Source organism: Streptomyces sp. NPDC049915, assembly GCF_040656475.1.
Taxonomy (GTDB): Bacteria; Actinomycetota; Actinomycetes; order Streptomycetales; family Streptomycetaceae; genus Streptomyces.
In genome coordinates this window covers 21,519-42,179 of record NZ_JBFAMH010000021.1, presented here as the reverse complement: position 1 = coordinate 42,179, position 20,661 = coordinate 21,519, and the positions used below count along the sequence as shown (strand labels likewise).

The 20,661-nt window shown below is 71.8% G+C and carries 21 protein-coding genes; 8 read left to right on the top strand and 13 right to left on the bottom strand.

The genetic code is table 11. From position 1 onward, the window contains the following. Nucleotides 1-29: 29 nt before the first annotated feature. The 4 genes from AB0J12_RS28835 to AB0J12_RS28820 all read right to left on the bottom strand — a co-directional run bounded on the left by AB0J12_RS28835 (nt 30) and on the right by AB0J12_RS28820 (nt 5,261). Nucleotides 30-2,120 carry a SpoIIE family protein phosphatase gene (locus tag AB0J12_RS28835; protein ID WP_363267423.1) on the bottom strand — a complete coding sequence of 697 codons (2,091 nt, stop codon included), beginning with the start codon at nt 2,118-2,120 and terminating at the stop codon, nt 30-32. A gap of 227 nt (nt 2,121-2,347) precedes the next feature. After that, nucleotides 2,348-3,046, bottom strand: coding sequence for a DUF402 domain-containing protein (locus tag AB0J12_RS28830; protein WP_363267422.1), 699 nt, complete (start codon nt 3,044-3,046; stop codon nt 2,348-2,350). A 72-nt stretch (nt 3,047-3,118) separates the two neighbouring features. Further along, nucleotides 3,119-4,525 (bottom strand): class II fumarate hydratase, encoded by a 1,407-nt coding sequence (locus tag AB0J12_RS28825; protein ID WP_363267421.1) that lies wholly within the window; start codon nt 4,523-4,525, stop codon nt 3,119-3,121. 40 nt (nt 4,526-4,565) lie between these two features. Further along, nucleotides 4,566-5,261, bottom strand: a complete 696-nt coding sequence (locus AB0J12_RS28820; RefSeq protein ID WP_363267420.1) for a TetR/AcrR family transcriptional regulator — start codon at nt 5,259-5,261, stop codon at nt 4,566-4,568. 110 nt (nt 5,262-5,371) lie between these two features. Here AB0J12_RS28820 and AB0J12_RS28815 point away from each other — a divergent pair, with 110 nt between their 5' ends. Beyond that, nucleotides 5,372-5,764, top strand: coding sequence for a cupin domain-containing protein (locus AB0J12_RS28815; protein ID WP_363267418.1), 393 nt, complete (start codon nt 5,372-5,374; stop codon nt 5,762-5,764). A 68-nt stretch (nt 5,765-5,832) separates the two neighbouring features. On the opposite strand, the gene AB0J12_RS28810 is transcribed toward AB0J12_RS28815, so the two are convergent. After that, nucleotides 5,833-7,503, bottom strand: coding sequence for a fumarate hydratase (locus tag AB0J12_RS28810; RefSeq protein WP_363267417.1), 1,671 nt, complete (start codon nt 7,501-7,503; stop codon nt 5,833-5,835). 167 nt (nt 7,504-7,670) lie between these two features. Between AB0J12_RS28810 and AB0J12_RS28805 the strand changes: the two genes are divergently transcribed. Beyond that, nucleotides 7,671-8,384 carry a DUF1707 domain-containing protein gene (locus AB0J12_RS28805; protein WP_363267416.1) on the top strand — a complete coding sequence of 238 codons (714 nt, stop codon included), beginning with the start codon at nt 7,671-7,673 and terminating at the stop codon, nt 8,382-8,384. Nucleotides 8,385-8,509: 125 nt separating this feature from the next. Then, nucleotides 8,510-8,881 carry a WhiB family transcriptional regulator gene (locus tag AB0J12_RS28800; RefSeq protein ID WP_363267415.1) on the top strand — a complete coding sequence of 124 codons (372 nt, stop codon included), beginning with the start codon at nt 8,510-8,512 and terminating at the stop codon, nt 8,879-8,881. An 80-nt stretch (nt 8,882-8,961) separates the two neighbouring features. Here the strand turns inward: AB0J12_RS28800 and glpX are convergent, their stop codons facing one another. Beyond that, nucleotides 8,962-9,996 (bottom strand): class II fructose-bisphosphatase, encoded by a 1,035-nt coding sequence (gene glpX, locus AB0J12_RS28795; RefSeq protein WP_361638860.1) that lies wholly within the window; start codon nt 9,994-9,996, stop codon nt 8,962-8,964. Between the two features lie 128 nt (nt 9,997-10,124). Between glpX and AB0J12_RS28790 the strand changes: the two genes are divergently transcribed. Continuing rightward, entirely contained in the window at nt 10,125-10,655 is a 531-nt protein-coding gene (locus AB0J12_RS28790) for a DUF4245 domain-containing protein (protein ID WP_363267414.1), read from the top strand. A 79-nt stretch (nt 10,656-10,734) separates the two neighbouring features. On the opposite strand, the gene AB0J12_RS28785 is transcribed toward AB0J12_RS28790, so the two are convergent. From AB0J12_RS28785 to AB0J12_RS28770, 4 genes are all read right to left on the bottom strand, one after another. Then, nucleotides 10,735-11,325 (bottom strand): malonic semialdehyde reductase, encoded by a 591-nt coding sequence (locus tag AB0J12_RS28785; protein ID WP_363267412.1) that lies wholly within the window; start codon nt 11,323-11,325, stop codon nt 10,735-10,737. Between the two features lie 126 nt (nt 11,326-11,451). Next, a complete protein-coding gene (locus tag AB0J12_RS28780) occupies nt 11,452-11,673 on the bottom strand; it encodes an exodeoxyribonuclease VII small subunit (RefSeq protein WP_363267411.1) in 222 nt (73 codons plus the stop codon). A gap of 9 nt (nt 11,674-11,682) precedes the next feature. After that, complete coding sequence (gene xseA, locus AB0J12_RS28775) at nt 11,683-12,891, bottom strand: exodeoxyribonuclease VII large subunit (protein WP_363267410.1); 1,209 nt, start codon at nt 12,889-12,891, stop codon at nt 11,683-11,685. A 54-nt stretch (nt 12,892-12,945) separates the two neighbouring features. Next, nucleotides 12,946-14,310, bottom strand: coding sequence for an APC family permease (locus AB0J12_RS28770; protein ID WP_363267409.1), 1,365 nt, complete (start codon nt 14,308-14,310; stop codon nt 12,946-12,948). Between the two features lie 65 nt (nt 14,311-14,375). On the opposite strand from AB0J12_RS28770, the gene AB0J12_RS28765 reads away from it, so the two are divergent. Both AB0J12_RS28765 and ppgK read left to right on the top strand, forming a co-directional pair. Continuing rightward, nucleotides 14,376-15,392 carry a 4-hydroxy-3-methylbut-2-enyl diphosphate reductase gene (locus AB0J12_RS28765; RefSeq protein WP_363267407.1) on the top strand — a complete coding sequence of 339 codons (1,017 nt, stop codon included), beginning with the start codon at nt 14,376-14,378 and terminating at the stop codon, nt 15,390-15,392. Nucleotides 15,393-15,450: 58 nt separating this feature from the next. Next, nucleotides 15,451-16,197, top strand: a complete 747-nt coding sequence (ppgK, locus tag AB0J12_RS28760; protein WP_363267405.1) for a polyphosphate--glucose phosphotransferase — start codon at nt 15,451-15,453, stop codon at nt 16,195-16,197. Between the two features lie 15 nt (nt 16,198-16,212). Here ppgK and AB0J12_RS28755 read toward each other — a convergent pair whose 3' ends face one another. After that, nucleotides 16,213-16,866, bottom strand: coding sequence for a DUF6542 domain-containing protein (locus AB0J12_RS28755; RefSeq protein ID WP_363267403.1), 654 nt, complete (start codon nt 16,864-16,866; stop codon nt 16,213-16,215). Nucleotides 16,867-17,042: 176 nt separating this feature from the next. Between AB0J12_RS28755 and ychF the strand changes: the two genes are divergently transcribed. Continuing rightward, nucleotides 17,043-18,131 (top strand): redox-regulated ATPase YchF, encoded by a 1,089-nt coding sequence (gene ychF, locus AB0J12_RS28750; protein ID WP_363267402.1) that lies wholly within the window; start codon nt 17,043-17,045, stop codon nt 18,129-18,131. Between the two features lie 60 nt (nt 18,132-18,191). On the opposite strand, the gene AB0J12_RS28745 is transcribed toward ychF, so the two are convergent. Both AB0J12_RS28745 and AB0J12_RS28740 read right to left on the bottom strand, forming a co-directional pair. Beyond that, nucleotides 18,192-18,773: a Uma2 family endonuclease gene (locus AB0J12_RS28745; RefSeq protein ID WP_363267400.1), complete on the bottom strand. Its 582-nt coding sequence runs from the start codon at nt 18,771-18,773 to the stop codon at nt 18,192-18,194. Between the two features lie 43 nt (nt 18,774-18,816). Next, nucleotides 18,817-19,746, bottom strand: coding sequence for a LysR family transcriptional regulator (locus AB0J12_RS28740; protein ID WP_363267399.1), 930 nt, complete (start codon nt 19,744-19,746; stop codon nt 18,817-18,819). 77 nt (nt 19,747-19,823) lie between these two features. Between AB0J12_RS28740 and AB0J12_RS28735 the strand changes: the two genes are divergently transcribed. Further along, nucleotides 19,824-20,654 carry an oxidoreductase gene (locus AB0J12_RS28735; RefSeq protein WP_363267398.1) on the top strand — a complete coding sequence of 277 codons (831 nt, stop codon included), beginning with the start codon at nt 19,824-19,826 and terminating at the stop codon, nt 20,652-20,654. The last annotated feature ends 7 nt before the right edge of the window (nt 20,655-20,661 follow it).

Genomic DNA, 20,661 nt, shown 5'->3' with positions numbered 1-20,661 from the left:
GGGCGCCCTTCTTCGTCGTACGACCGCGCTCAGCGGTTCAGCTCGAACCACACCACCTTGCCCGTGCTGAGCCGGGTCGCGCCCCAGCGGCGGGCCATCCGGTTCACCAGGTACAGCCCGCGCCCGCCCTCGTCCGTGGCGCGCGCCTGCCGCAGCCGGGGCAGTTGCGGCACGTCGTCGCCGACCTCGCAGCGCAGCACGTCGGTGCGCAGCAGCCGCAGGGTGACCGGGCGGGAGGCATACCGCACGGCGTTCGTGACGACCTCGCTGACCAGGAGCTGCACCGAGTCGATGTGCTCCTCCAGGCCCCAGCGCTCCAGCTGGCGGCGGGCCAGCCGGCGCGCCTTGCCCGGAGCCGCGTCCTCCGGCTCCAGGAACCAGTACGCCACGTCGCTCGGCGCGATCCCGTCGAAGCGGGCGGCGAGCAGCGCGATGTCGTCGTCCCGGTCGCCCGGCCCGAGCATGTCCAGCACCTCGTCGCACAGCGCTTCCAGCGGCGGCGGATGGTCGGGGCCCGTCAGCGCCGCGGTCGCGGCGAGCTTCTCGCGCAGCTGCTCGATGCCGGTCCACACGTCCCGCAGCCGCGACTCCACCAGCCCGTCGGTGTACAGCAGCAGCGTCGCCCCGGCGGGCGCGTCCAGCTCGACGGCCTCGAAGTCCACGCCGCCGACGCCGATCGGGGCGCCCGCGGGCACCCGCAGCACCTCCGCCTCGCCGCCCAGGTGCAGCAGGACGGGCGGCGGGTGGCCGGCGTTGGCGATGGTGATGCGATGCGAGACCGGGTCGTAGACGGCGTACAGGCAGGTCGCCATGCGGTCGGTGCCCAGGCGCTGCGCCTGTTCGTCGAGGTGGTGCAGCACCTCCTGCGGCGGCAGGTCGAGCCCGGCCAGGGTCTGCGCGGTGGTGCGCAGCTGGCCCATGATCGCCGCGCTGGTCATGGAGTGGCCCATGACGTCGCCGACGACGAGGGCGACGCGGCTGCCGGGCAGCGGGATCGCGTCGTACCAGTCGCCGCCCACCCGCGCGGTCTCCGCCGCCGGCAGGTACCTGGACGCCAGCCGGACGCCCGTGGGGCGGGGCAGGGTCTCCGGCAGCATCGTGCGCTGCAGCTCGTCGGCGATGTACGCCTCACGGCCGTACAGCACCGCCTTGTCGATGCCGAGCGCGCTGTGCGTGGCGAGCTGCGCCGCCACCAGCAGGTCGTCCGTCTCGAACGCGATGCGGTCGGGGCGGCGCAGGAACACCGCCGCGCCGATCACCCGGCGCCGCCCGCGCAGCGGCGCGAGGATCGCCCGCTGCCCGCTGGGGATGACGAGGTCGCCGCCGGCGCCGAGGAGTTCGGGGAGCGCGGCGCGCGCGGCGGGCGCGTCGGCGAACACCGGGCGCACCCCGCGCAGGACTTCGGCCAGCGCGCCACCGGGGCGCACCTCGCACAGCTCGGCCGTCACCGACGCCAGGTCCGCCAGCTCCCACGGCTCCGGCTGCTGGGACTGCGGAAGTGGCGCGAAACCGCCCTCGGTGTCCCGGTCCTCCGGGATCCGGTCGGTACGGCGCAGCCGCAGCACGACGGGACCCATGGGCCGTTCGTCACCGACGGGCAGCGGGTCGCGCAGGTAGACCAGGATGGCGTCGCTGAACGTGGGCACGGTCGCCCGGCACAGCCCCATCACGATCTCGTCCAGGTCCAGGCCCCGGGCGATGCGCCGGGTCGCCGCGCCGACGAACCGCAGCCGGTCGCCGTCCCGGCGCATCGGCGTGGGCCGGCCCGGTGCGGGACCCTGCCCGGTACGCCGCTCCTGCCCACCGTGCACGCCCTGCTCACCTCCCGGCTGCAGCGGTATGGCCTCCGGTACCGGGCGCGGCCGCAGCGTGTCCGGCTCGGCGGCCGCCGCGGGCTGCGCGTGCTCCGGGCCGGGGCCGGCCGGCTCCGGCCCGCTCGGCCTGGCCGTGCCGGGGGTGTCCCCGGCACGGGCCTGGGCGCCCTGCAGCGGTAAGGCCCCCGCGCCGGGCGCACGCGCCGGCGTCGAGGTACGCAGAAGCGCCCCACGGGGGTCCGTGGGGTCGACGCCCTGCTGGGGACGTTCGTAGGTGGGGTGCTCCGTCACGCGTGTCGCATCCATCCGTCCGGGGCTGCGCGCCGGGCACGCAGTTCCGCCCGCCGACATGCCGATACCCGCAATACATGCCCCAGGAACGGAATTCCGGCGGCGCCCTGGTTCCCCTCGCTCACGTCCTGCCCGCCCCTCGGTGACGTCGGATCAGACTCGGTACGCGCGCCCGTGGTTGCTGCTGCGCGCCCTTGCGGAGGACGATCCTACGTTTCCTGCCCGGGGGCGCATCAAGGGTCTCATGAGGACACATGCGCGGGCGTACGATCCCAGTCGTCCGGCAGCTTCGGCACCGGCCACGACGGATCGGGCCGCCAGTGCTGCCAGCCGTCCGAGAACGGCGGCCCCCAGGCGCGGATCGCCTCGACCGCGTCCTGACCGGCCGCCCGGACCCGCTCGGCGAGTTCGGCGCCCATCAGCCCGTCCTGCTGGGCCTGCGCGAACTCGTCCTCGTCACGCCACTGCCAACCGCCGTCCGGCCGCACCTCGATGTCCAGGAAGTGGTCGGTGGAGTCCACCCCGCCCGCCCAACGGGCCAGCGGGTCCTCCAGGTTGACGTAGAAGTTCTTGAACCGCCAGCCAGGCTCCCAGAACAGCCACACCGACCACGGCTCGCCCGGTCTGGCCAGTTTCAGCACGCCCGTGCCGAACCACCGGTCGCGCTGCACCGTGCGCGGCTTGGTGTACCGGGTCGCCAGCGGCTCCCGGTGGACCGGCGTGCCGTCGGCGAGGACGGGCTTGACGCACTCGGTGCCCGGTGCCATCCAGGCGGCGAGCAGCTCCTCGTCGTCGCGGACGACGGTGACGGGCCGCGCGATGTGGAAGCCCTCGCCGCCGTTGTCCCGATAGCGCCACAGGACCTGTGTCCCGGGCGCCCAGAAACCCGCCGCAGCACCGCCGTCCGTGTCCACGCGTCTCATCACATCACCGTCTGCCATGCACAGATATTAGGTGTCATGGCCATCCGATGCTGCGGTTCGCGTCACGGTTCGCCAACGCGGCCCCGCCTGTTACGGCCGGGTCATCCGCAGGACATCCAGTGCCTCGTCCAGTTGCTCCTCGGTCAGCTCGCCCCGCTCGACGTAGCCGCTCTCGAGGACGACCTGCCGGATCGTCTTGCGGTCCGCCAGCGCCTTCTTGGCGACCTTGGCGGCCTCCTCGTACCCGATGTACTTGTTCAGCGGGGTCACCACCGACGGCGAGGACTCGGCATACTCCCGGGCGCGTTCGCGGTGCGCGACGATCCCGTCCACCGTGCGGTCGGCGAGCAGCCGGGAGACGTTCGCGAGCAGCCGGATCGATTCGAGGACGTTCTTGGCGATGACCGGCAGCATCACATTGAGCTCGAAGTTGCCGGCGGCGCCCGCGGTGGCCACCGTGGCGTCGTTGCCGATCACCTGCGCGGCGACCATCAGGACGGCCTCGGGAATGACCGGGTTGACCTTCCCCGGCATGATCGAGGAGCCGGGCTGCAGATCCGGCAGGGAGATCTCGGCGAGGCCGGTGCGCGGGCCGGAGGACATCCAGCGCAGATCGTTGGCGATCTTCGTCAGGCCGACCGCGATCGTGCGCAGCTGCCCGCTGGTCTCGACGATGCCGTCCCGCGCGCCCTGCGCCTCGAAGTGGTCGCGCGCCTCGGTCAGCGGCAGTCCGGTGGCCTGGGCGACCTCCTCGATGACGGCGGCGGAGAAGCCGGGCGGGGTGTTGATGCCGGTGCCCACGGCCGTGCCGCCGAGCGGGAGTTCCGCGAGCCGGGGCAGGGAGGCCTTCAACCGCTCGACGCCGTAGCGGACCTGTGCGGCGTAACCGCCGAACTCCTGGCCCAGGGTGACGGGCGTGGCGTCCATCAGGTGCGTACGGCCGGACTTCACCACGTCCGCGAACTCCTCCGCCTTGCGGGTCAGCGCGGCGGCGAGATGGCCGAGGGCCGGGATCAGGTCCCGGGTGACGGCCGCGGTGGCCGCGATGTGGATCGAGGACGGGAAGACGTCGTTGGACGACTGGGAGGCGTTCACGTGGTCGTTGGGGTGTACGTCCCGGCCGAGCCGCTCGCTGGCGAGGGTGGCGATGACCTCGTTGGTGTTCATGTTGGACGAGGTGCCGGAGCCCGTCTGGAAGACGTCCACCGGGAAGTGGTCGTCCCACTTCCCCTCGGCGACCTCCTGCGCCGCCTCCTGAACGGCCTCGGCGACATCCTTGTCGAGGACCCCCAGCCGCGCGTTCACCTTCGCCGCGGCGCCCTTGATCCGCGCCAGCGCCTCGATGTGGGCGCGCTCGACGCGCTGCCCGGAGATGGGGAAGTTCTCCACGGCCCGCTGCGTCTGCGCCCGCCACTTGGCGTGCGCGGGGACGCGGACCTCGCCCATGGAGTCGTGCTCGATGCGGTAGTCGGTGCCGCTGCTTCCGGTCGTCGTCATCGTCGTACCTCCACCAAGATCAGCGCGGGCCGGGGGACGCCTATTCCCCGTTCCCGTACGGTGTTCCCGCCCGGCCCGCACTCAGCAGTCCGTCGACCAGGGCGCGCAGGCCGGCGGCGTAGGTGTCCGTTGCCGTCAGCTCCGCCCAGCGCGGGCCGAGCGCGGCGAGGCGGGGCAGGGCGGCCGGATCGAGGCCGGCGAACACCTGGTCACGGTAGGTCGGCCTGTCGTCGGTCGCACGCCGGCGGGCGGCCGTCGCGCGGACGATCAGTTCCCCGGCCGTGTAGTACCAGATCGACCGGTAGGCGTGCACGGCCTGCTCCGGGCTGAGGCCGCAGGCGATCGCCGCGTCCACGACCTGCTCCACGAACCACAGCGCGGAGGGGGCCAACAGGTCGTCGGCGGTGAGGACTTCGACCAGCCACGGGCACCGGGCCAGCAGGTCCCGCATGGCGGTCGCCGCGGCGAGCAGCCGCTCGCGCGGATCGGCCGGCAGCGACGGCCGGGGCGCCTGTCCGGCGTAGTCCTCCAGCAGGAGCAGCAGCAGCTCCTCCTTGTCCCGCACGTGGTGGTAGAGGGCCATCGGCGTGCTGCCGATCTCCTTGGCCAGGCGCCGCATGGTGAGCTTCGCGACCCCCTCCTCGTCGATGATCCGGCGCGCCGCCGTGACGATCTCCGCGCGGGAGAGCCGGGGCGGCCTGCCGGGGCGGCCGGGGTGCGTGGGGGCGGTGGACATGGGCCCCATGATGGCGCACCGGCCGGAGGGGGGTGGACGTGCGGGGGAGTGGCGGGCTAATTTTCTTACGTGTACAAAAATCTGTCGAGCCGACCGGAGGGACTTCCGTCATGACCACGCTCACCCCGATCGACCTGTTCACGGCCGCCGTCCACGTCGGGCCCGGCCCCGGTGTCTCCGCCGGCGAGCGCCGGATGACCGAGGGCCGCCCCGGTTCCTGGCAGCTGGCGGCCTTCCACGCGGCGTCGGACGCCGACGTCCACGCCGACCACTGGGAGATGCACCCCGAGGCCGACGAACTGGTCTGCGTGCTCAGCGGCCGGGTGCGCTTCTTCCTCCGCCCGGACACCGCGGACGCGCCGGAGCAGACGGCCACCCTCACCGGCGGTACGGCGGTCGTCGTGCCGCGCGGCAGGTGGCACCGCATGGAGGTCGACGGCCCGGTCCGGCTGCTGTCCCTGTCACCGCGGGAGGGAACGCGGCTGGAGCCGGTGCTGCCCTGACCCCGGGGACGGGAACGGCCCCCGCCCGTTGCCGGGTGGGGGCCGTCGCGACCTGCGTCAGGGATGCGTCACGCGAGACCGGGGCCGCGCACCGGGATGGACGTGAACGTCGGCTGCGGGGCCGGGTCCTGGAAGAAGTCGTTGCCCTTGTCGTCAACGACGATGAACGCCGGGAAGTCCTCGACCTCGATCTTCCAGACCGCCTCCATGCCCAGCTCCTCGTACTCCAGGACCTCGACCTTCTTGATGCAGTCCTGGGCGAGACGCGCGGCCGGGCCGCCGATGGAGCCGAGGTAGAAGCCGCCGTGCGCGTGGCAGGCGTCGGTGACCTGCTTCGAGCGGTTGCCCTTGGCCAGCATCACCTTGGAGCCGCCCGCGGCCTGGAACTGCTCCACGTAGGAGTCCATGCGCCCGGCGGTGGTCGGGCCGAAGGAACCGGAGGCGTAGCCCTCGGGGGTCTTCGCCGGGCCCGCGTAGTACACCGGGTGGTCCTTCAGGTACTGCGGCATCTCCTCGCCCGCGTCCAGGCGCTCCTTGATCTTGGCGTGCGCGATGTCGCGGGCCACGACCAGCGGGCCGGTCAGCGACAGGCGGGTCTTCACCGGGTACTTGGTCAGCTCGGCGAGGATCGTGTCCATCGGCTGGTTGAGGTCGATCGTGACGACGTCACCGGCCTCGTCGAGGTGCTCGTCCGTCGTGTCCGGCAGGAAGCGCGCCGGGTCGGTCTCCAGCTGCTCCAGGAAGACGCCCTCGGCGGTGATCTTCGCGACGGCCTGGCGGTCCGCCGAGCAGGACACGGCGATGGCGACCGGGCAGGACGCGCCGTGCCGCGGCAGGCGCACCACGCGCACGTCGTGGCAGAAGTACTTGCCGCCGAACTGCGCGCCGATGCCGATCTTCTGGGTCAGCTCGAAGACCTTCTCCTCCAGCTCCTTGTCCCTGAAGCCGTGGCCGAGCTCCGAGCCCTCCGCCGGGATCTCGTCCAGGTAGTGCGCGGAGGCGTACTTCGCGGTCTTCAGCGCGTACTCGGCACTGGTGCCGCCGACGGCGATCGCCAGGTGGTACGGCGGGCAGGCGGCCGTACCGAGCGAACGGATCTTCTCCTCCAGGAACTTCATCATGGAGGCCTCGTTCAGGACGGCCTTGGTCTCCTGGTAGAGGAAGGACTTGTTGGCGCTGCCGCCGCCCTTCGCCATGAACAGGAACTTGTAGGCGCCGCCGTCCGTCGCGTACAGCTCGATCTGCGCGGGGAGGTTGGAGCCGGTGTTCTTCTCCTCCCACATGGTGAGCGGAGCCATCTGCGAGTAGCGCAGGTTGAGCCTGGTGTAGGCGTCGTAGATGCCGCGGCTCAGCGCCTCCTCGTCGCGGCCCGCCGTCAGCACGTTCTGTCCGCGCTTGCCCATCACGATCGCCGTGCCGGTGTCCTGGCACATCGGCAGCACGCCCGCCGCCGCGATGTTCGCGTTCTTCAGCAGGTCCAGCGCGACGAACTTGTCGTTGCTCGACGCCTCGGGGTCGTCGATGATGCGGCGCAGCTGGGCGAGGTGGGCCGGGCGCAGGTAGTGCTGGATGTCGTGGATGGCCTCCTCGGCCAGCTTGCGCAGCGCCTCCGGCTCCACCTTGAGGAACGTCCGCCCGTCCGGTCCCTCGACCGTCGAGACGCCCTCGGAGGTCACCAGCCGGTAGGGGGTGGTGTCCTCGCCCTGGGGGAGCAGATCGGTGTACGCGAACTCAGGCATCTCAGCCCATTCCTCACTCTGACGGACGGCGCCCGCCGACGCTGGCGGGCCCCACCAGCGTAGAACCTGCCGCCGACACGGAGTCTGTGAGGTAAGGCTCAGTTCGTCTCTCGGTTCGCCCTCGGTTCACCCTCGAGCGGGGCTATCGCGATCTATCGTGTTTCGCTATGCTGCTGCTCGTGGACCTTCAGAAGCAGGTGGACCCGCACGCGCAGACCGCCGCCCCCGCCGCCGAGCTGCGCGCCTCCGACGCCGACCGCGACCGCATCGCCGACATCCTGCGCGAGGCGCTTGCCGAGGGCCGGCTCACCGCCGAGGAGCACGCCGAGCGCGTCGAGGGCGCGCTCGCCGCGAAGACGGTCGGCGAGCTGGAGGTCTACGTCCGCGATCTGCCCGCGGGCCGGCGTCCGGCCGCACCGGCCCACGCCGCCGCCCCGCAGCGCCTGGCCCCGGGCGTGGTCCCGGCCGACCCCGACGAGAACCTGGTCGCCGTCTTCAGCAGCTCCGTGCGCCGGGGCCGCTGGCGCGCGGGCCGCCGCATCCACGCGTACGCGATCTTCGGCAGCGTCGAGATCGACCTGAGCGAGGCCCTGTTCGAGTACCAGCAGGTCGTGGTCAAGGCGATCTCGGTCTTCGGCAGCGTCGAGGTGCGCGTCCCGGAGAACGTCTCGCTGCGCGGCACCGGCGGCGGCGTGCTGGGCAACTTCGAGGTGGACACCCTCGACTCCACCGAGGCCGACGCCCCGGTCGTCTACGTCGACGGCTGGGCCGTGCTCGGCAACATCGAGGCGCGGGCCAAGCGCGGCAGGCTCGTCGCGGACATCCTCGACAAGGTCCAGCGCAAGGTCGACCGGGGTCTGCGCAGGCATCTGGATCACTGACGGCCGTGCATTCCGAGGCCGGCACCGACCGTACGGTCCGGAACTCAGTGCATAGGCGCGCGTACAGCGGGTAGGGCTTGCTGCATCGTCTCTCGCTCGCGAAGCCGTCTCGTCAGGAGAAGACCGTGCTGCAACCGCCGCATTCGTCTCTGCAGGTAGCTGCCGTTCCGGCCCAGCGAGGGCCGCGAGACAGGGACCAAGACGCCCCCTGGCACACCGAGGCGGTGTGCCGGCGCGACGAGGCCGGCCTGTTCTTCGCACCGTCCAAGGAGCCCACCGCGGCCCGGCTCTCCCGCGAGGAGGCCGCCAAGCGGGTCTGCGCCCGCTGCCCGGTCATGGTCGAGTGCCGCGAGCACGCCCTGCTCCAGCCCGAGCCGTACGGCGTCTGGGGCGGCCTGACGGCAGCGGAACGCCGCGTGGTCCTGGCCCGGCGCCGCCGCCGCGAGGTGGAACTGAAGAAAACGGCGACGACGGGCCGCATAGCGGCAGCGGGCTGAGCCCTACGGACACGCCAAGAGGCGCCCCCTCCGCACAGGGGGCGCCTCTTGGGTGCCGGCGTGGGGCCGAAGCAGGGGCCCTACTTCGCCCGGTCGAAATCGATCGCGCTGTACGCCCGCAGCTTCCGCAGCCGGTGCTCGGAGTCGATCTTGCGTACCGTGCCCGACTTCGACCGCATCACGATCGACTCGGTCAGCGCGGTGTCCGACCGGTAGCGCACGCCGCGCAGCAGCTCACCGTCGGTGATACCGGTCGCGACGAAGAACACGTTCTCCCCGGACACCAGGTCGTCGGTGGTGAGGACCCGGTCCAGGTCGTGCCCGGCGTCGATCGCCCGCTGCCGCTCCTCGTCGTCCTTGGGCCACAGCTTGCCCTGGATCGTGCCGCCCAGGCACTTCACGGCACAGGCGGAGATGATGCCCTCCGGCGTGCCGCCGATGCCGAGCAGCAGGTCGACGCCGGTGCCCTCGCGCAGCGCGTAGACGGACCCCGCCACGTCGCCGTCGGAGATCAGCTTGATGCGCGCGCCGGCCTCCCGGACCTCCTTGATCAGGCCCTGGTGGCGCGGCCGGTCGAGGATCACGACGGTGACGTCCTCGGGCGTGGCCCGCTTGGCCTTGGCGATCCGGCGGATGTTGACCGCGACCGGCGCGTCGATGTCGACGAAGTCGGCGGCTTCCGGGCCGGTGACCAGCTTGTCCATGTAGAAGACGGCGGACGGGTCGAACATGGCGCCGCGCTCGGCGGCGGCCAGCACCGCGATGGCGTTGGGCATGCCCTTCGCGGTCAGCGTGGTGCCGTCGATCGGGTCGACGGCGATGTCGACCTCGGGCCCGGTGCCGTCACCGACGCGCTCGCCGTTGAAGAGCATCGGCGCCTCGTCCTTCTCGCCCTCGCCGATGACGACCACGCCGTTCATCGACACGGTGGAGACGAGGGTGCGCATCGCGCGCACCGCGGCACCGTCGGCGCCGTTCTTGTCGCCGCGTCCGACCCAGCGGCCGGCGGCCATGGCCGCAGCTTCGGTCACCCGGACGAGTTCCAGGGCGAGGTTGCGGTCGGGGGCCTCGGACGGGACGTCCAGCTCGGACGGCAAGTGATGATGCTCGGTCATCGGAGCGCACCTTTCTGATACGACGACGGCCGGATGAGGGTGTTCGACCTCGACTCTATCGTCAGTCCGACAAAATGAGCAGGGGACCCCACGGATGAGCGGACCGGGCACCTGCGACGATAGGGGGCATGGCAGGTTCGAACGGCAAGCAGAAGACGGCCCGGGACATGATCCTCTCCCTGGCCGTGATCGGGATCGCGGCGTTGGTCGTCTACTTCTTCGCCATCCCGCACGACGATCACGCTCCCGATCTCAAACGGGTCGACTACAGCGTCGAGCTGGCCACGGCGCGCCGCGCGGCCTCGTATCCGGTGGCCGCGCCCGAGGGGCTGCCGGGCAGCTGGAAGGCGACCTCGGTCCGCTTCCGGGGTGATCAGTCCGACGCCTGGCATCTGGGCTTCAACGCCCCCGACGGCCAGTATGTGGCCGTCGAGCAGTCCACGCAGAAGCGCTCGGCGTTCATCGCCGAGGCGAGCCAGGGCGCGAAGGCCACGGACGTCACCGAGAAGATCGCCGGCCGCACCTGGATCCGCTACACCGGCGGCCGCTATGACGCGCTGGTGCTGCAGGACACCCCCGGCGGCTCGACCACCCTGGTCGCGGGCACCGGTTCCTTCACCCAGCTGACCGAGATGGTGAAGGCCCTGAAGCTGGCCTGAGCCCGCGCACGGTTCCCGGCACGCGAAAGAGGCCCCCGGCGGTGCTGGGGGCCTCTTGCCGTGCGGGAGAACGACGGCGTCAGACGGTGGTGACGACCTCGTCGTACGCCAGGCGCGGGGCGCGCGGGTAGGAGGCGTTCTCGCCGGGGTTGCCGATGTTGACGATCATCAGCGGGGTGTGGTCGTCGTCCAGGAACTCCTTGCGCACGCCCTCGGCGTCGAAGCCGGTCATCGGGCCGGCGGCCAGACCGGCGGCGCGCACGCCGACGATGAAGTACGCGGCCTGGAGGGCGGCGTTGAGCAGCGCGGAGTTCTCCCGGACCGGACGCTCGGCGAAGAAGACGTCCTTGGCCTGCGGGAACGCCGGGAAGAGGGCCGGCAGCTCCTCGTGGAACTCGTTGTCCGCGGCGAGGATCGCGACCAGCGGGGCGGAGGCGGTCTTGGGCTGGTTGCCCTCGGCCATGTGCTGCACCAGTCGCTCGCGGGCCTCGGGGGAGCGGACCAGGGTGATGCGCAGCGGGGTCTGGTTGAAGGCGGTCGGGCCGTACTTGACCAGGTCGTAGATCGCCTGCATCTGCTCGTCGGTCACCGGCTCGTCGGTGAAGGCGTTCGCGGTGCGGGCCTCGCGGAAGAGCAGGTCCTGGGCGGCGGGGTCAAGAACGAGAGACATGCGTGAACTTTCTCTGGGGTGCGTCCGGATCCGGCATGCCGGACCGTCTGACGTCCTCGACGGTACGCCAGAGAAGGTTCAAGTTTCAACAACAGGGGGCGTGAGCGCCTTCACACCCGCCGCGGGCTACTCCCCGGCCTTCTCTTCCTCCTCCGCCAGCGCCGCGTCCAGCCGCGCCCGGGCGCCCTCCAGCCAGCGCCGGCACACCCTCGCCAGCTCCTCCCCGCGCTCCCACAGGGCGAGGGACTCCTCCAGCGTCCCCCCACCGGCCTCCAGCCGCCGTACGACGTCGATCAGCTCGTCCCGTGCCTGCTCGTACCCGAGCGCCTCATCCACCTTGCTGGTCATCCACCCAACCTAAACGTCGACTCGGACAGTGAACTCACCCTCGGCCACCCGCGCCCGCAGCGGCTCCTCGGCCTCCACCTCGGCGGGATCGCGGACCACGTGCCCGTCGGCCTTCTGCAGCACCGCGTACCCGCGCTTCAGCGTCGCCGCGGGGGACAGCGCCACCACGCGTGCGTGCGTGTGCGTCAGCTCGGAGTCCGCGCGGTCCAGCAGATGGCCCAGGCACCGCCGGGAGCGCTCCACCAGGGACTCCACCTGGTCGGTCCGCTCGTCCAGCATCCGGTGCGGATCCTGTATCACCGGCCGCGCCAGCGCGTGCGCCAGCCCGCGCTCCTCCCGCTCCAGATACGCCTCCACGCACCGCCGGGCCCGCCCCCGCAGCATCCGGACCCGCTCCAGCTCCTCGCCGACGTCCGGCACGACCTTCTTCGCGGCGTCCGTCGGGGTGGAGGCGCGCAGGTCGGCGACATGGTCCAGCAGCGGGTTGTCCGGCTCGTGCCCGATCGCCGACACCACCGGTGTACGGCACGCCGCCACCGCGCGCACCAGCTGCTCGTCGGAGAACGGCAGCAGATCCTCCACGCTGCCGCCACCGCGCGCGACGATGATCACGTCGACCTCGTCGAGCGTGTCCAGCTCCTTCACGGCCTGCACCACCTGCGACACCGCGTGCACCCCCTGCACGGCGACGTTGCGCACCTCGAAGCGCACGTGCGGCCAGCGGTGCCGGGCGTTCTCCAGCACGTCCCGCTCGGCGGCCGAAGCCCGGCCGCACACCAGCCCGATCAGCTGCGGCAGGAAGGGCAGCGGCTTCTTGCGCTCCGGCGCGAACAGCCCCTCGGCCGCCAGCGCCTTCTTCAGCTGCTCCAGCCGAGCGAGCAGCTCCCCGACGCCCACGGGCCGTATCTCGGCGGCCCGCAAGGACAGCTGCCCCCGCGGCGCGTACCACTCCGGCTTGGCCAGGACGACGACCCGGGCGCCCTCGCCGACGACGTCCGCGACGGTGTCGAACACCTGCCGGTAGCAGGTCACGCTCACCGAGATGTCGTACGACGGGTCGCGCAGCGTCAGGAACACCACGCCGGCGCCTGGGCGGCGCGACAACTGCGTGATCTGCCCCTCGACCCACACCGCGCCGAGGCGGTCGATCCAGCCGCCGATCAGTCGGGACACCTCACCGACGGGGAGCGGGGTTTCGGGGGACGAGGAGACAGCCATGCGGTCGAGAGTAATGGCCGCCACTGACAGCGCCGCGGATGACGGCCCGCGCAGCTATGAACGCGGCCGCACCCTGCCCCGCTGTCCCAGCAGCACCAGCAGGCCGAGCACCAGCCACACCGCACCCACCACCTGGGCCGTGCCCGACGCCTCGACGATGACCGCGAGGGTGATGGCGGCGCCGACGACGGGCACCAGCACATGCCGCCACCAGCTCAGCTCGCCCCGCCGCCGCCCGAAGTACCCCACCACGCTCGCGTGCAGCAGCGTGAACGCCGTCAGCGCGCCGATGTCGACCACCGACACCAGCTTGTCCAGGCCGTCGTCGCGCCGCGCCGCCCAGCCCGCCGCGACCAGCGTGATCACCGCCGCGCACAGCAGCGCCACCCGCGGCACCCCGCCGTCGGTGCGCGCCAGCGCCTTCGGCAGCCGCCGCTCCCGGCCCATCGCGAACAGCAGCCGCCCGGCCGCAGCCTGCCCGGCCAGCGCCGCGAACGCCGCCCCGATGGCCTTGCTCACGGCGACCAGGTCGTGCAGCCAGCCGCCGACGGAGGAGTCCACCGCGTCGTAGAACGCCGAGCCCTGCTTGACCGGATCGGCGGCCAGTTGCTCGGACGTCATGGGCTCCAGCAGGGCCACCAGATAGGTCTGCGCGACGAAGAGCACACCGGCCAGCGCCAGGCAGAACAGCAGCGCCCGCGCCACTTTGCGCGACCCTCCGGTCGTCTCCTCCGCGAACGTGGCGATCGCGTCGAAGCCGAGGTACGACAGCACCGCCACGGACACCGCCCCGACGACCGCCGACAGCGCGAACGCGCCCTGCGAGCCGTCCCCGGACAGCGGCGACAGCACGTCCCGCTGGGCGCCGTCCCGCGCCAGGACCACGAGCGCGGCCACCATGAACACCAGCAGCACCACGATCTCCATCGCCAGCACGAGGAAACCCGCCAGCGCCGCCGTGCGCACCCCCCACAGGTTCAGCAGCGTCGTGACGACCACCGCAAGCGCCGTCCACACCCAGCGGGACACCTCGGGGACCAGGGAGTTCATCGCGATCCCGGAGAACAGGTAGGCCACCGCCGGGATGAGCACGTAGTCCAGCATCGCCATCCAGCCGGCCACGAACCCGGCGCCCTCGCCGAGCCCCGCGCGCGCGTACGCGAACACCGAGCCCGCGAGGGGGACGACCCGCACCATCTGTGCGTAGGAGAAGGCGGTGAACGCCATGGCGACGGTCGCCACCACGTACACCAGCGCCACCGCCCCGTGCGACTTGGCGTCCAGCGTGCCGAAGACGCCGACGGGCGCCATGGGGGCGATGAAGAGCAGCCCGTAGACCACCAGGTCGCGAAAGCCCAGGCTGCGACGCAGCCGGTCGTGGGCCTCGGCCGGGGATGCCGTCGCCTCCGTGTCGGACATGGAAACCAGTTTTCCCCCGGCGCCCCGCGCGACGCGATCTCTGTGCCGCCGAACGCACCCTTACGATGGGACCCATGACTGCTTCGCCTGGCCGCCGTGTCCTGCTCGCCGCCCCCCGGGGCTACTGCGCGGGTGTGGACCGCGCCGTGATCGCCGTCGAGAAGGCCCTGGAGCAGTACGGGGCCCCGGTCTACGTCCGGCACGAGATCGTCCACAACAAGTACGTCGTGCAGACCCTGGAGAAGAAGGGCGCCGTCTTCGTCGAGCGCACGGAGGAGGTGCCGCCGGGCAACATCGTGATGTTCTCGGCACACGGCGTGGCCCCGACCGTCCACGAGGAGGCCCGGCAGGGCCGGCTCGCCACCATCGACGCCACCTGCCCGCTGGTCACCAAGGTCCACAAGGAAGCCGTTCGGTTCGCGGACGAGGACTACGACATCCTGCTGATCGGCCACGAGGGCCACGAGGAGGTCATCGGCACCTCCGGCGAGGCCCCCGACCACATCCAGCTCGTCGACGGTCCCGGTGACGTCGACAAGGTCGAGGTCCGCGACCCGTCGAAGGTGGTCTGGCTGTCCCAGACCACGCTGTCCGTGGACGAGACCATGGAGACCGTCGACGCGCTGAAGACGAAGTTCCCCGGGCTCGTCTCCCCGCCCAGCGACGACATCTGCTACGCCACGCAGAACCGTCAGCAGGCCGTGAAGCAGATGGGCGCCGAGGCCGACCTCGTCATCGTCGTCGGCTCGCGCAACTCCTCCAACTCCAAGCGCCTGGTCGAGGTCGCCAAGCTGGCCGGCGCCCGCGCCGCGTACCTGGTGGACTTCGCCGACGAGATCGACGAGGCGTGGCTCGAGGGCGTCGGCACGGTCGGCGTCACCTCCGGCGCGTCCGTGCCCGAGGTGCTGGTCGAGCAGGTGCTGGCCTGGCTCGCCGAGCGCGGCTTCGAGGACGTGGAGATCGTCAAGGCAGCCGAGGAGTCCATCACCTTCTCGCTGCCCAAGGAGCTGCGCCGCGACCTGCGGGAGGAGGCGACCGCCCTGGTCGCCGAGCGCGGCGGATCCGGTCCGGCCGAGGCGTGACGGTCCGATCCGGTCGGCCCGTGGCGTGACCGTCAGTGGTCCGTCGTAACGTGGAGCCATGCAGATCTTCGGCGTGGACATCGGCGGATCCGGGATCAAGGGTGCCCCTGTCGACCTGGACAGGGGCGACCTCGCACAGGAGCGCCACAAGGTCCTGACCCCGCACCCGGCGACACCGGACGGCGTGGCCGACGGCGTGAAGGAGGTCGTCGACCACTTCGGCTGGAGCGGCCCGGTCGGCCTCACCTTTCCGGGCGTGGTCACCGGCGGAGCCATGATCCGCACGGCGGCCAACGTCGACCCCGGCTGGATCGACAAAGACGCGCGAGCCCTGTTCGCCGAACGGCTCGGCGGGCTGCCGGTGACCGTGGTCAACGACGCGGACGCGGCGGGCGTCGCCGAGATGCGCTACGGCGCCGGCAAGGACCGCCGGGGCACCGTGATCATGCTGACCTTCGGCACCGGCATCGGCAGCGCGGTCTTCACCGACGGCGCCCTGGTCGCCAACACCGAGCTGGGCCACCTGGAGCTGAACGGCCACGACGCGGAGAAGCGCGCCTCCAGCAAGGTCAAGGAGGACCACGACCTGTCGTGGGAGCAGTGGGCCCACCGGGTGCAGAAGTACCTCGCGCACGTGGAGATGCTGTTCTCGCCGGAGCTGTTCATCATCGGCGGCGGCGTCAGCCGCAAGTCCCACAGGTTCCTGCACCTGATCGAGGGCATCAGAGCCGACATCGTCCCCGCCCAGCTGCAGAACAACGCGGGCATCGTGGGCGCGGCGATGCGCGCGGCGGCCCGCAGCTAGGGTCCGTCGTCCGGATCAGGCCGGCCCCGTCCATCCGCGCCCCGTGGCCTGCCGCCGGCGGTGGTGGGCCACGGCGAAGCGGCGGCTGACGGCGATGGCGCCGGCGGTCAGGGTGCCGGCGTACAGCCAGCCCGCCTCGGTCGCCAGGGCCGTGACCAGGTTCATCAGCCGTGCGCCGAGTCCGTCACCGCTGTCGACCAGGGGCACCAGCCCCGCGGCGAAGGCGATGGGCAGCACGACGGGGGCGGTCAGCAGATCCCCCTTGCGCACCCACACCGTGGTGAGCACGCACACCGGCAGGAAGAGCACGCCGTACGCGGTCGGCGTGGCGGACCAGGAGCCGAACAGCACCCGCAGGGCCAGCCCCAGCACAATCATCACGGCACCGCAGAACAGCCCGCTGCCGAGCCCGGTCAGCCGCGGGTTGGGCAGCCCGCGCGCGGGCCGGGCGAGTGGGGGAGCGGGCCGCCGCACGGTGACCGCACTGCGCTGAGCCGCCCCCGCGTCGCGGCCTGCGTCGGCCCGGCGGTCGGCCCCCGCAGCCGGCCGGCCCGGGCGTCCGCCGTCCGGACCGGGCCTCCCGCGCCGCGCCTGCGGCGGCAGCGGCGACGGTGCCGGCGTGCGGCGGCGCGGTGCGGACTGGGCGTGTCGCGTCCTGTGCTGCTCCATTGGACCAACTTAGGTCGGTTCGCGTGCCCGCTCACACCCCGGACACGCCGTTCGGCGGAGCCCGGCCAACCGTTCGAGACGACCTCGGGTCCCGGCGCACTCACCCCGTAGACTGGTGGATCGGCCCCGCCCCGGGACCCGCCGCCCTCCACCCTCACGTAACGGGAAGTCGCAACGTGTCGCTCACGATCGGAATCGTCGGTCTGCCCAATGTCGGCAAGTCGACCCTGTTCAACGCCCTGACCAAGAACGACGTGCTGGCGGCCAACTACCCGTTCGCCACGATCGAGCCGAACGTCGGCGTGGTCGGCGTGCCCGACCCCCGCCTGGCGAAACTGGCCGAGATCTTCTCCTCCGAGCGGGTCCTGCCCGCCACCGTCGACTTCGTCGACATCGCCGGCATCGTGCGCGGCGCGTCCGAGGGCGAGGGCCTGGGCAACAAGTTCCTCGCGAACATCCGCGAGTCCGACGCGATCTGCCAGGTGATCCGCGCCTTCAAGGACGAGAACGTCGTCCACGTCGACGGCAAGGTCTCGCCGAAGGACGACATCGAGACGATCAACACGGAGCTGATCCTGGCGGACCTCCAGACGATCGAGAAGGTCCTCCCGCGCCTCCAGAAAGAGTCCCGGATCAAGAAGGACGTGGCGCCGAAGGTCAAGGCCGTCGAGGAGGCGAAGGAGATCCTGGAGAAGGGCGACACGCTGTTCTCCCAGGGCATCGTCCAGGGCACCGAGCGCGCCGAGCCCCTCCACGACCTGCACCTGCTGACGACGAAGCCCTTCCTCTACGTCTTCAACGTCGACGAGGACGAGCTGGTCGACGAGGACTTCAAGAACGAGCAGCGCGCCCTGGTCGCCCCCGCCGAGGCGATCTTCCTCAACGCCAAGCTGGAGGCGGACCTCGCCGAGCTGGACGAGGAGGAGGCGATGGAGCTGCTGGAGTCCGTCGGCCAGCACGAGCCGGGCCTCGCCACCCTCGCCCGCGTCGGTTTCAACACCCTGGGCCTGCAGACCTACCTGACGGCCGGCCCCAAGGAGTCCCGCGCCTGGACAATCAAGAAGGGCGCCACCGCCCCCGAGGCCGCCGGCGTGATCCACACCGACTTCCAGAAGGGATTCATCAAGGCCGAGGTCATCTCCTTCGACGACCTGGTCGCCACCGGCTCGGTGGCCGAGGCCCGCGCGAAGGGCAAGGCCCGCATGGAGGGCAAGGACTATGTGATGCAGGACGGGGACGTGGTGGAGTTCCGGTTCAACGTGTGAGCGCGGCAGAAGGGGTCGGACTCTCCCGAGTCCGACCCCTTCTGTTTTCCGTGCTGACGCCTACTTGCTCCCCGCCGGGGTGAGCTTGTCGAGATCCAGACTGATCTCGAAAGGCACAGGCCGCTTCAGACTGCCCCGGAAAATGCCGGCGGGCGCGTAGACACCGGTCGGTTCGTCGAGTTCGTAGACGTGGACGACGGGGGTGCCGTCCTCGTCAGCGATGCACCAGTAGTGCGGGATGCCGGCCTCGGCGTACTTGCGCAGCTTGACCGTGCGGTCACGGTGCGCGGACTCCGGTGAGACGACCTCGATGACGAGGCGCACCTCATCAGGGGTGAACCAGGTGCGGTCGCCGTCGTAGGCGGCCGTCGTCAAGAGCAGATCGGGCTCGGGCCGGTTTCGCTCGTCGAGCCTTATGGTCATCTCGCGGCCGACTCTGACATCGCTGGGCGCCTGCTCCATGAGGGCGACAGTGAGCATGGTGACGAGGTGGCCATGCCACCATCGCTGGGGCGACGTCATGAAGACGAGGGCTCCGTCGATCAGCTCGGTGTGGCGGGGTGCCTCGGGGAGGCGGTCCAGGTCCTCCGCGAACCAGCCTTCCTCGCGCGGCGGGCGCATCCAGTCGGGCAGTGCGGTCATGGGGTAAACGGTAGCGACTGGCGAGGTCCGGGCCACGAGATCGTCAACGAGCGACCGCGGTGCCCCCCGCCCGCACCGCCTCCCGCGCCGCCCGGGCGTACGCCCGGACCAGTGGTCGGTCCGCGTCCGCTCGCCGCCACGCCAGTACGTACCGGCTGGGGGACAGTCCCCGTACCGGGCGGGTGGTCACTCCGCCCAGGGTGATCAGGGGGGCGTTGCCCGCTGCGACCAGGCAGATGCCGAGGCCGGCGACCAGGGCTTCGTAGGTCTCCTCCGTGCCGGCGATCTCCGCGGCGATGCGGGGCGGGCGGCCGGCGCGCTCGGGCAGGGCGAGCCAGTGGTCGCGCAGGACGCCGGCGCTCGGCGGCAGGGCGAGGAACGGCTCGTCCGCCAGGTCCGCGAAGTCGATCTCGGGCCGGTCCGCGAGCGGATGGGTGTCGGGGAGGGCGACCAGGCGGGGTTCCTCCGCGAGCACCGTCCAGCCGTAGCGGGTCTCGTCGGGCAGCGGCAGCCAGACGAACGCCACGTCCGCCGTGCCGTCCGCGAGTCCCGCCGTCGGGTCGTCCCAGCCGACCTGCCGCAGCCGCGGCGTCACCTGCGGGTGGGCCGCGGTGAAGCGGGAGCGGATCGCCGGGAGCAGACCCCCACGGCCCGGACTGGTGCTCATGCCCACCACCAGCGTGCTGCGCTGCGCGGCCCTGGCCGCCTCCAGCGCGGCCGAGCCCTCCTCCCACGCGGCCAGCACGTCCCGCGCGTGCGGCAGCAGGGCCTCGCCCGCCGGCGTTAGGGACACGCCGCGCTGATCGCGGTGCAGGAGTTGCACACCCACCTGCCGCTCCAGCGCCCGGATCTGCTTGCTCAGCGCGGGCTGCGACACGTACAGCCGCTCGGCGGCACGGGTGAAGTGCAGCTCCTCGGCGACGGCCAGGAAGTAGCGCAGGTCCCGCACGTGGACGTCCGTGGTCATGCCCATCGGTTATCACCGGAGGTCTTGGACGCACAACTCCCCACACCGGCAGGCTGGTTTCAGGACGAGAGCGAGGAGAGGTCATGAACAAGGTGTGGCTGGTGACCGGGGCGAGCAGCGGGTTCGGGCGGGCGATCGCCGAGGCGGCCGTCGCCACCGGTGATGTGGTCGTGGGCGCCGTGCGGCGCCCCGAGGTGCTGGACGACCTCGTCGCCGCGCACCCCGACCAGGTGGAGGCGCTGCGCCTGGACGTCACTGACACCTCGGCAGCCGCCGCGGCCGTCGAGGACGTCATCGCCCGGCACGGGCGGATCGACGTGCTGGTGAACAACGCGGGCCGCACCCATGTCGGCGCCTTCGAGGAGACCGGCGAGGCCGAGCTGCGCGAGCTGTTCGAGGTGCACGTCTTCGGGCCGGCGGCCCTCACCCGCGCGGTGCTGCCGCACATGCGCGAGCGGCGCTCGGGCGCGATCGTGCAGATGAGCAGCATGGGCGGGCAGATGTCCTTCGCCGGCTTCTCGGCGTACAGCGGAACGAAGTTCGCCCTGGAGGGGCTGTCGGAGGGACTCGCCGACGAGGTGCGGGAGTTCGGCATCAAGGTGCTGATCGTGGAGCCCGGCGCCTTCCGCACCGCGCTGTTCGCCGAGGGCCGCGCGGGCGTCAGCGCCGACAGCGGGCTCTACCCGAAGGTGAGCGCGACACGCGGGCTCGTCGAGGGCGGCGACGGCACCCAGCCGGGCGATCCGGCCAAGGCCGCCGCGCTTATCCTGGACGCCGTGAACGCCGAGGAGACCCCGCTGCGTCTGCCGCTCGGCGAGGACGGCGTCGACGCGGTCCTCGGCCACCTCGACCAGGTCCGCACCGACATCGCCGCCTGGGAGAAGCGGACCCGGGCCACGGCGTTCGACGCGTAACCGGCAG

Bases quoted from the DNA above. Each gene is read 5' to 3' on its own strand.
- AB0J12_RS28785 (WP_363267412.1), bottom strand. From the start codon at position 11,325: ATGTCTCTCGTTCTTGACCCCGCCGCCCAGGACCTGCTCTTCCGCGAG.
- ppgK (WP_363267405.1), top strand. From the start codon at position 15,451: ATGCAGATCTTCGGCGTGGACATCGGCGGATCCGGGATCAAGGGTGCC.
- AB0J12_RS28830 (WP_363267422.1), bottom strand. From the start codon at position 3,046: ATGGCAGACGGTGATGTGATGAGACGCGTGGACACGGACGGCGGTGCT.
- AB0J12_RS28765 (WP_363267407.1), top strand. From the start codon at position 14,376: ATGGGACCCATGACTGCTTCGCCTGGCCGCCGTGTCCTGCTCGCCGCC.
- AB0J12_RS28805 (WP_363267416.1), top strand. From the start codon at position 7,671: ATGCTGCTGCTCGTGGACCTTCAGAAGCAGGTGGACCCGCACGCGCAG.
- AB0J12_RS28790 (WP_363267414.1), top strand. From the start codon at position 10,125: ATGGCAGGTTCGAACGGCAAGCAGAAGACGGCCCGGGACATGATCCTC.
- AB0J12_RS28745 (WP_363267400.1), bottom strand. From the start codon at position 18,773: ATGACCGCACTGCCCGACTGGATGCGCCCGCCGCGCGAGGAAGGCTGG.
- AB0J12_RS28740 (WP_363267399.1), bottom strand. From the start codon at position 19,746: ATGGGCATGACCACGGACGTCCACGTGCGGGACCTGCGCTACTTCCTG.
- glpX (WP_361638860.1), bottom strand. From the start codon at position 9,996: ATGACCGAGCATCATCACTTGCCGTCCGAGCTGGACGTCCCGTCCGAG.
- AB0J12_RS28735 (WP_363267398.1), top strand. From the start codon at position 19,824: ATGAACAAGGTGTGGCTGGTGACCGGGGCGAGCAGCGGGTTCGGGCGG.
- AB0J12_RS28835 (WP_363267423.1), bottom strand. From the start codon at position 2,120: ATGGATGCGACACGCGTGACGGAGCACCCCACCTACGAACGTCCCCAG.
- AB0J12_RS28770 (WP_363267409.1), bottom strand. From the start codon at position 14,310: ATGTCCGACACGGAGGCGACGGCATCCCCGGCCGAGGCCCACGACCGG.
- AB0J12_RS28815 (WP_363267418.1), top strand. From the start codon at position 5,372: ATGACCACGCTCACCCCGATCGACCTGTTCACGGCCGCCGTCCACGTC.
- AB0J12_RS28820 (WP_363267420.1), bottom strand. From the start codon at position 5,261: ATGTCCACCGCCCCCACGCACCCCGGCCGCCCCGGCAGGCCGCCCCGG.
- xseA (WP_363267410.1), bottom strand. From the start codon at position 12,891: ATGGCTGTCTCCTCGTCCCCCGAAACCCCGCTCCCCGTCGGTGAGGTG.
- AB0J12_RS28825 (WP_363267421.1), bottom strand. From the start codon at position 4,525: ATGACGACGACCGGAAGCAGCGGCACCGACTACCGCATCGAGCACGAC.
- AB0J12_RS28780 (WP_363267411.1), bottom strand. From the start codon at position 11,673: ATGACCAGCAAGGTGGATGAGGCGCTCGGGTACGAGCAGGCACGGGAC.
- AB0J12_RS28755 (WP_363267403.1), bottom strand. From the start codon at position 16,866: ATGGAGCAGCACAGGACGCGACACGCCCAGTCCGCACCGCGCCGCCGC.
- AB0J12_RS28810 (WP_363267417.1), bottom strand. From the start codon at position 7,503: ATGCCTGAGTTCGCGTACACCGATCTGCTCCCCCAGGGCGAGGACACC.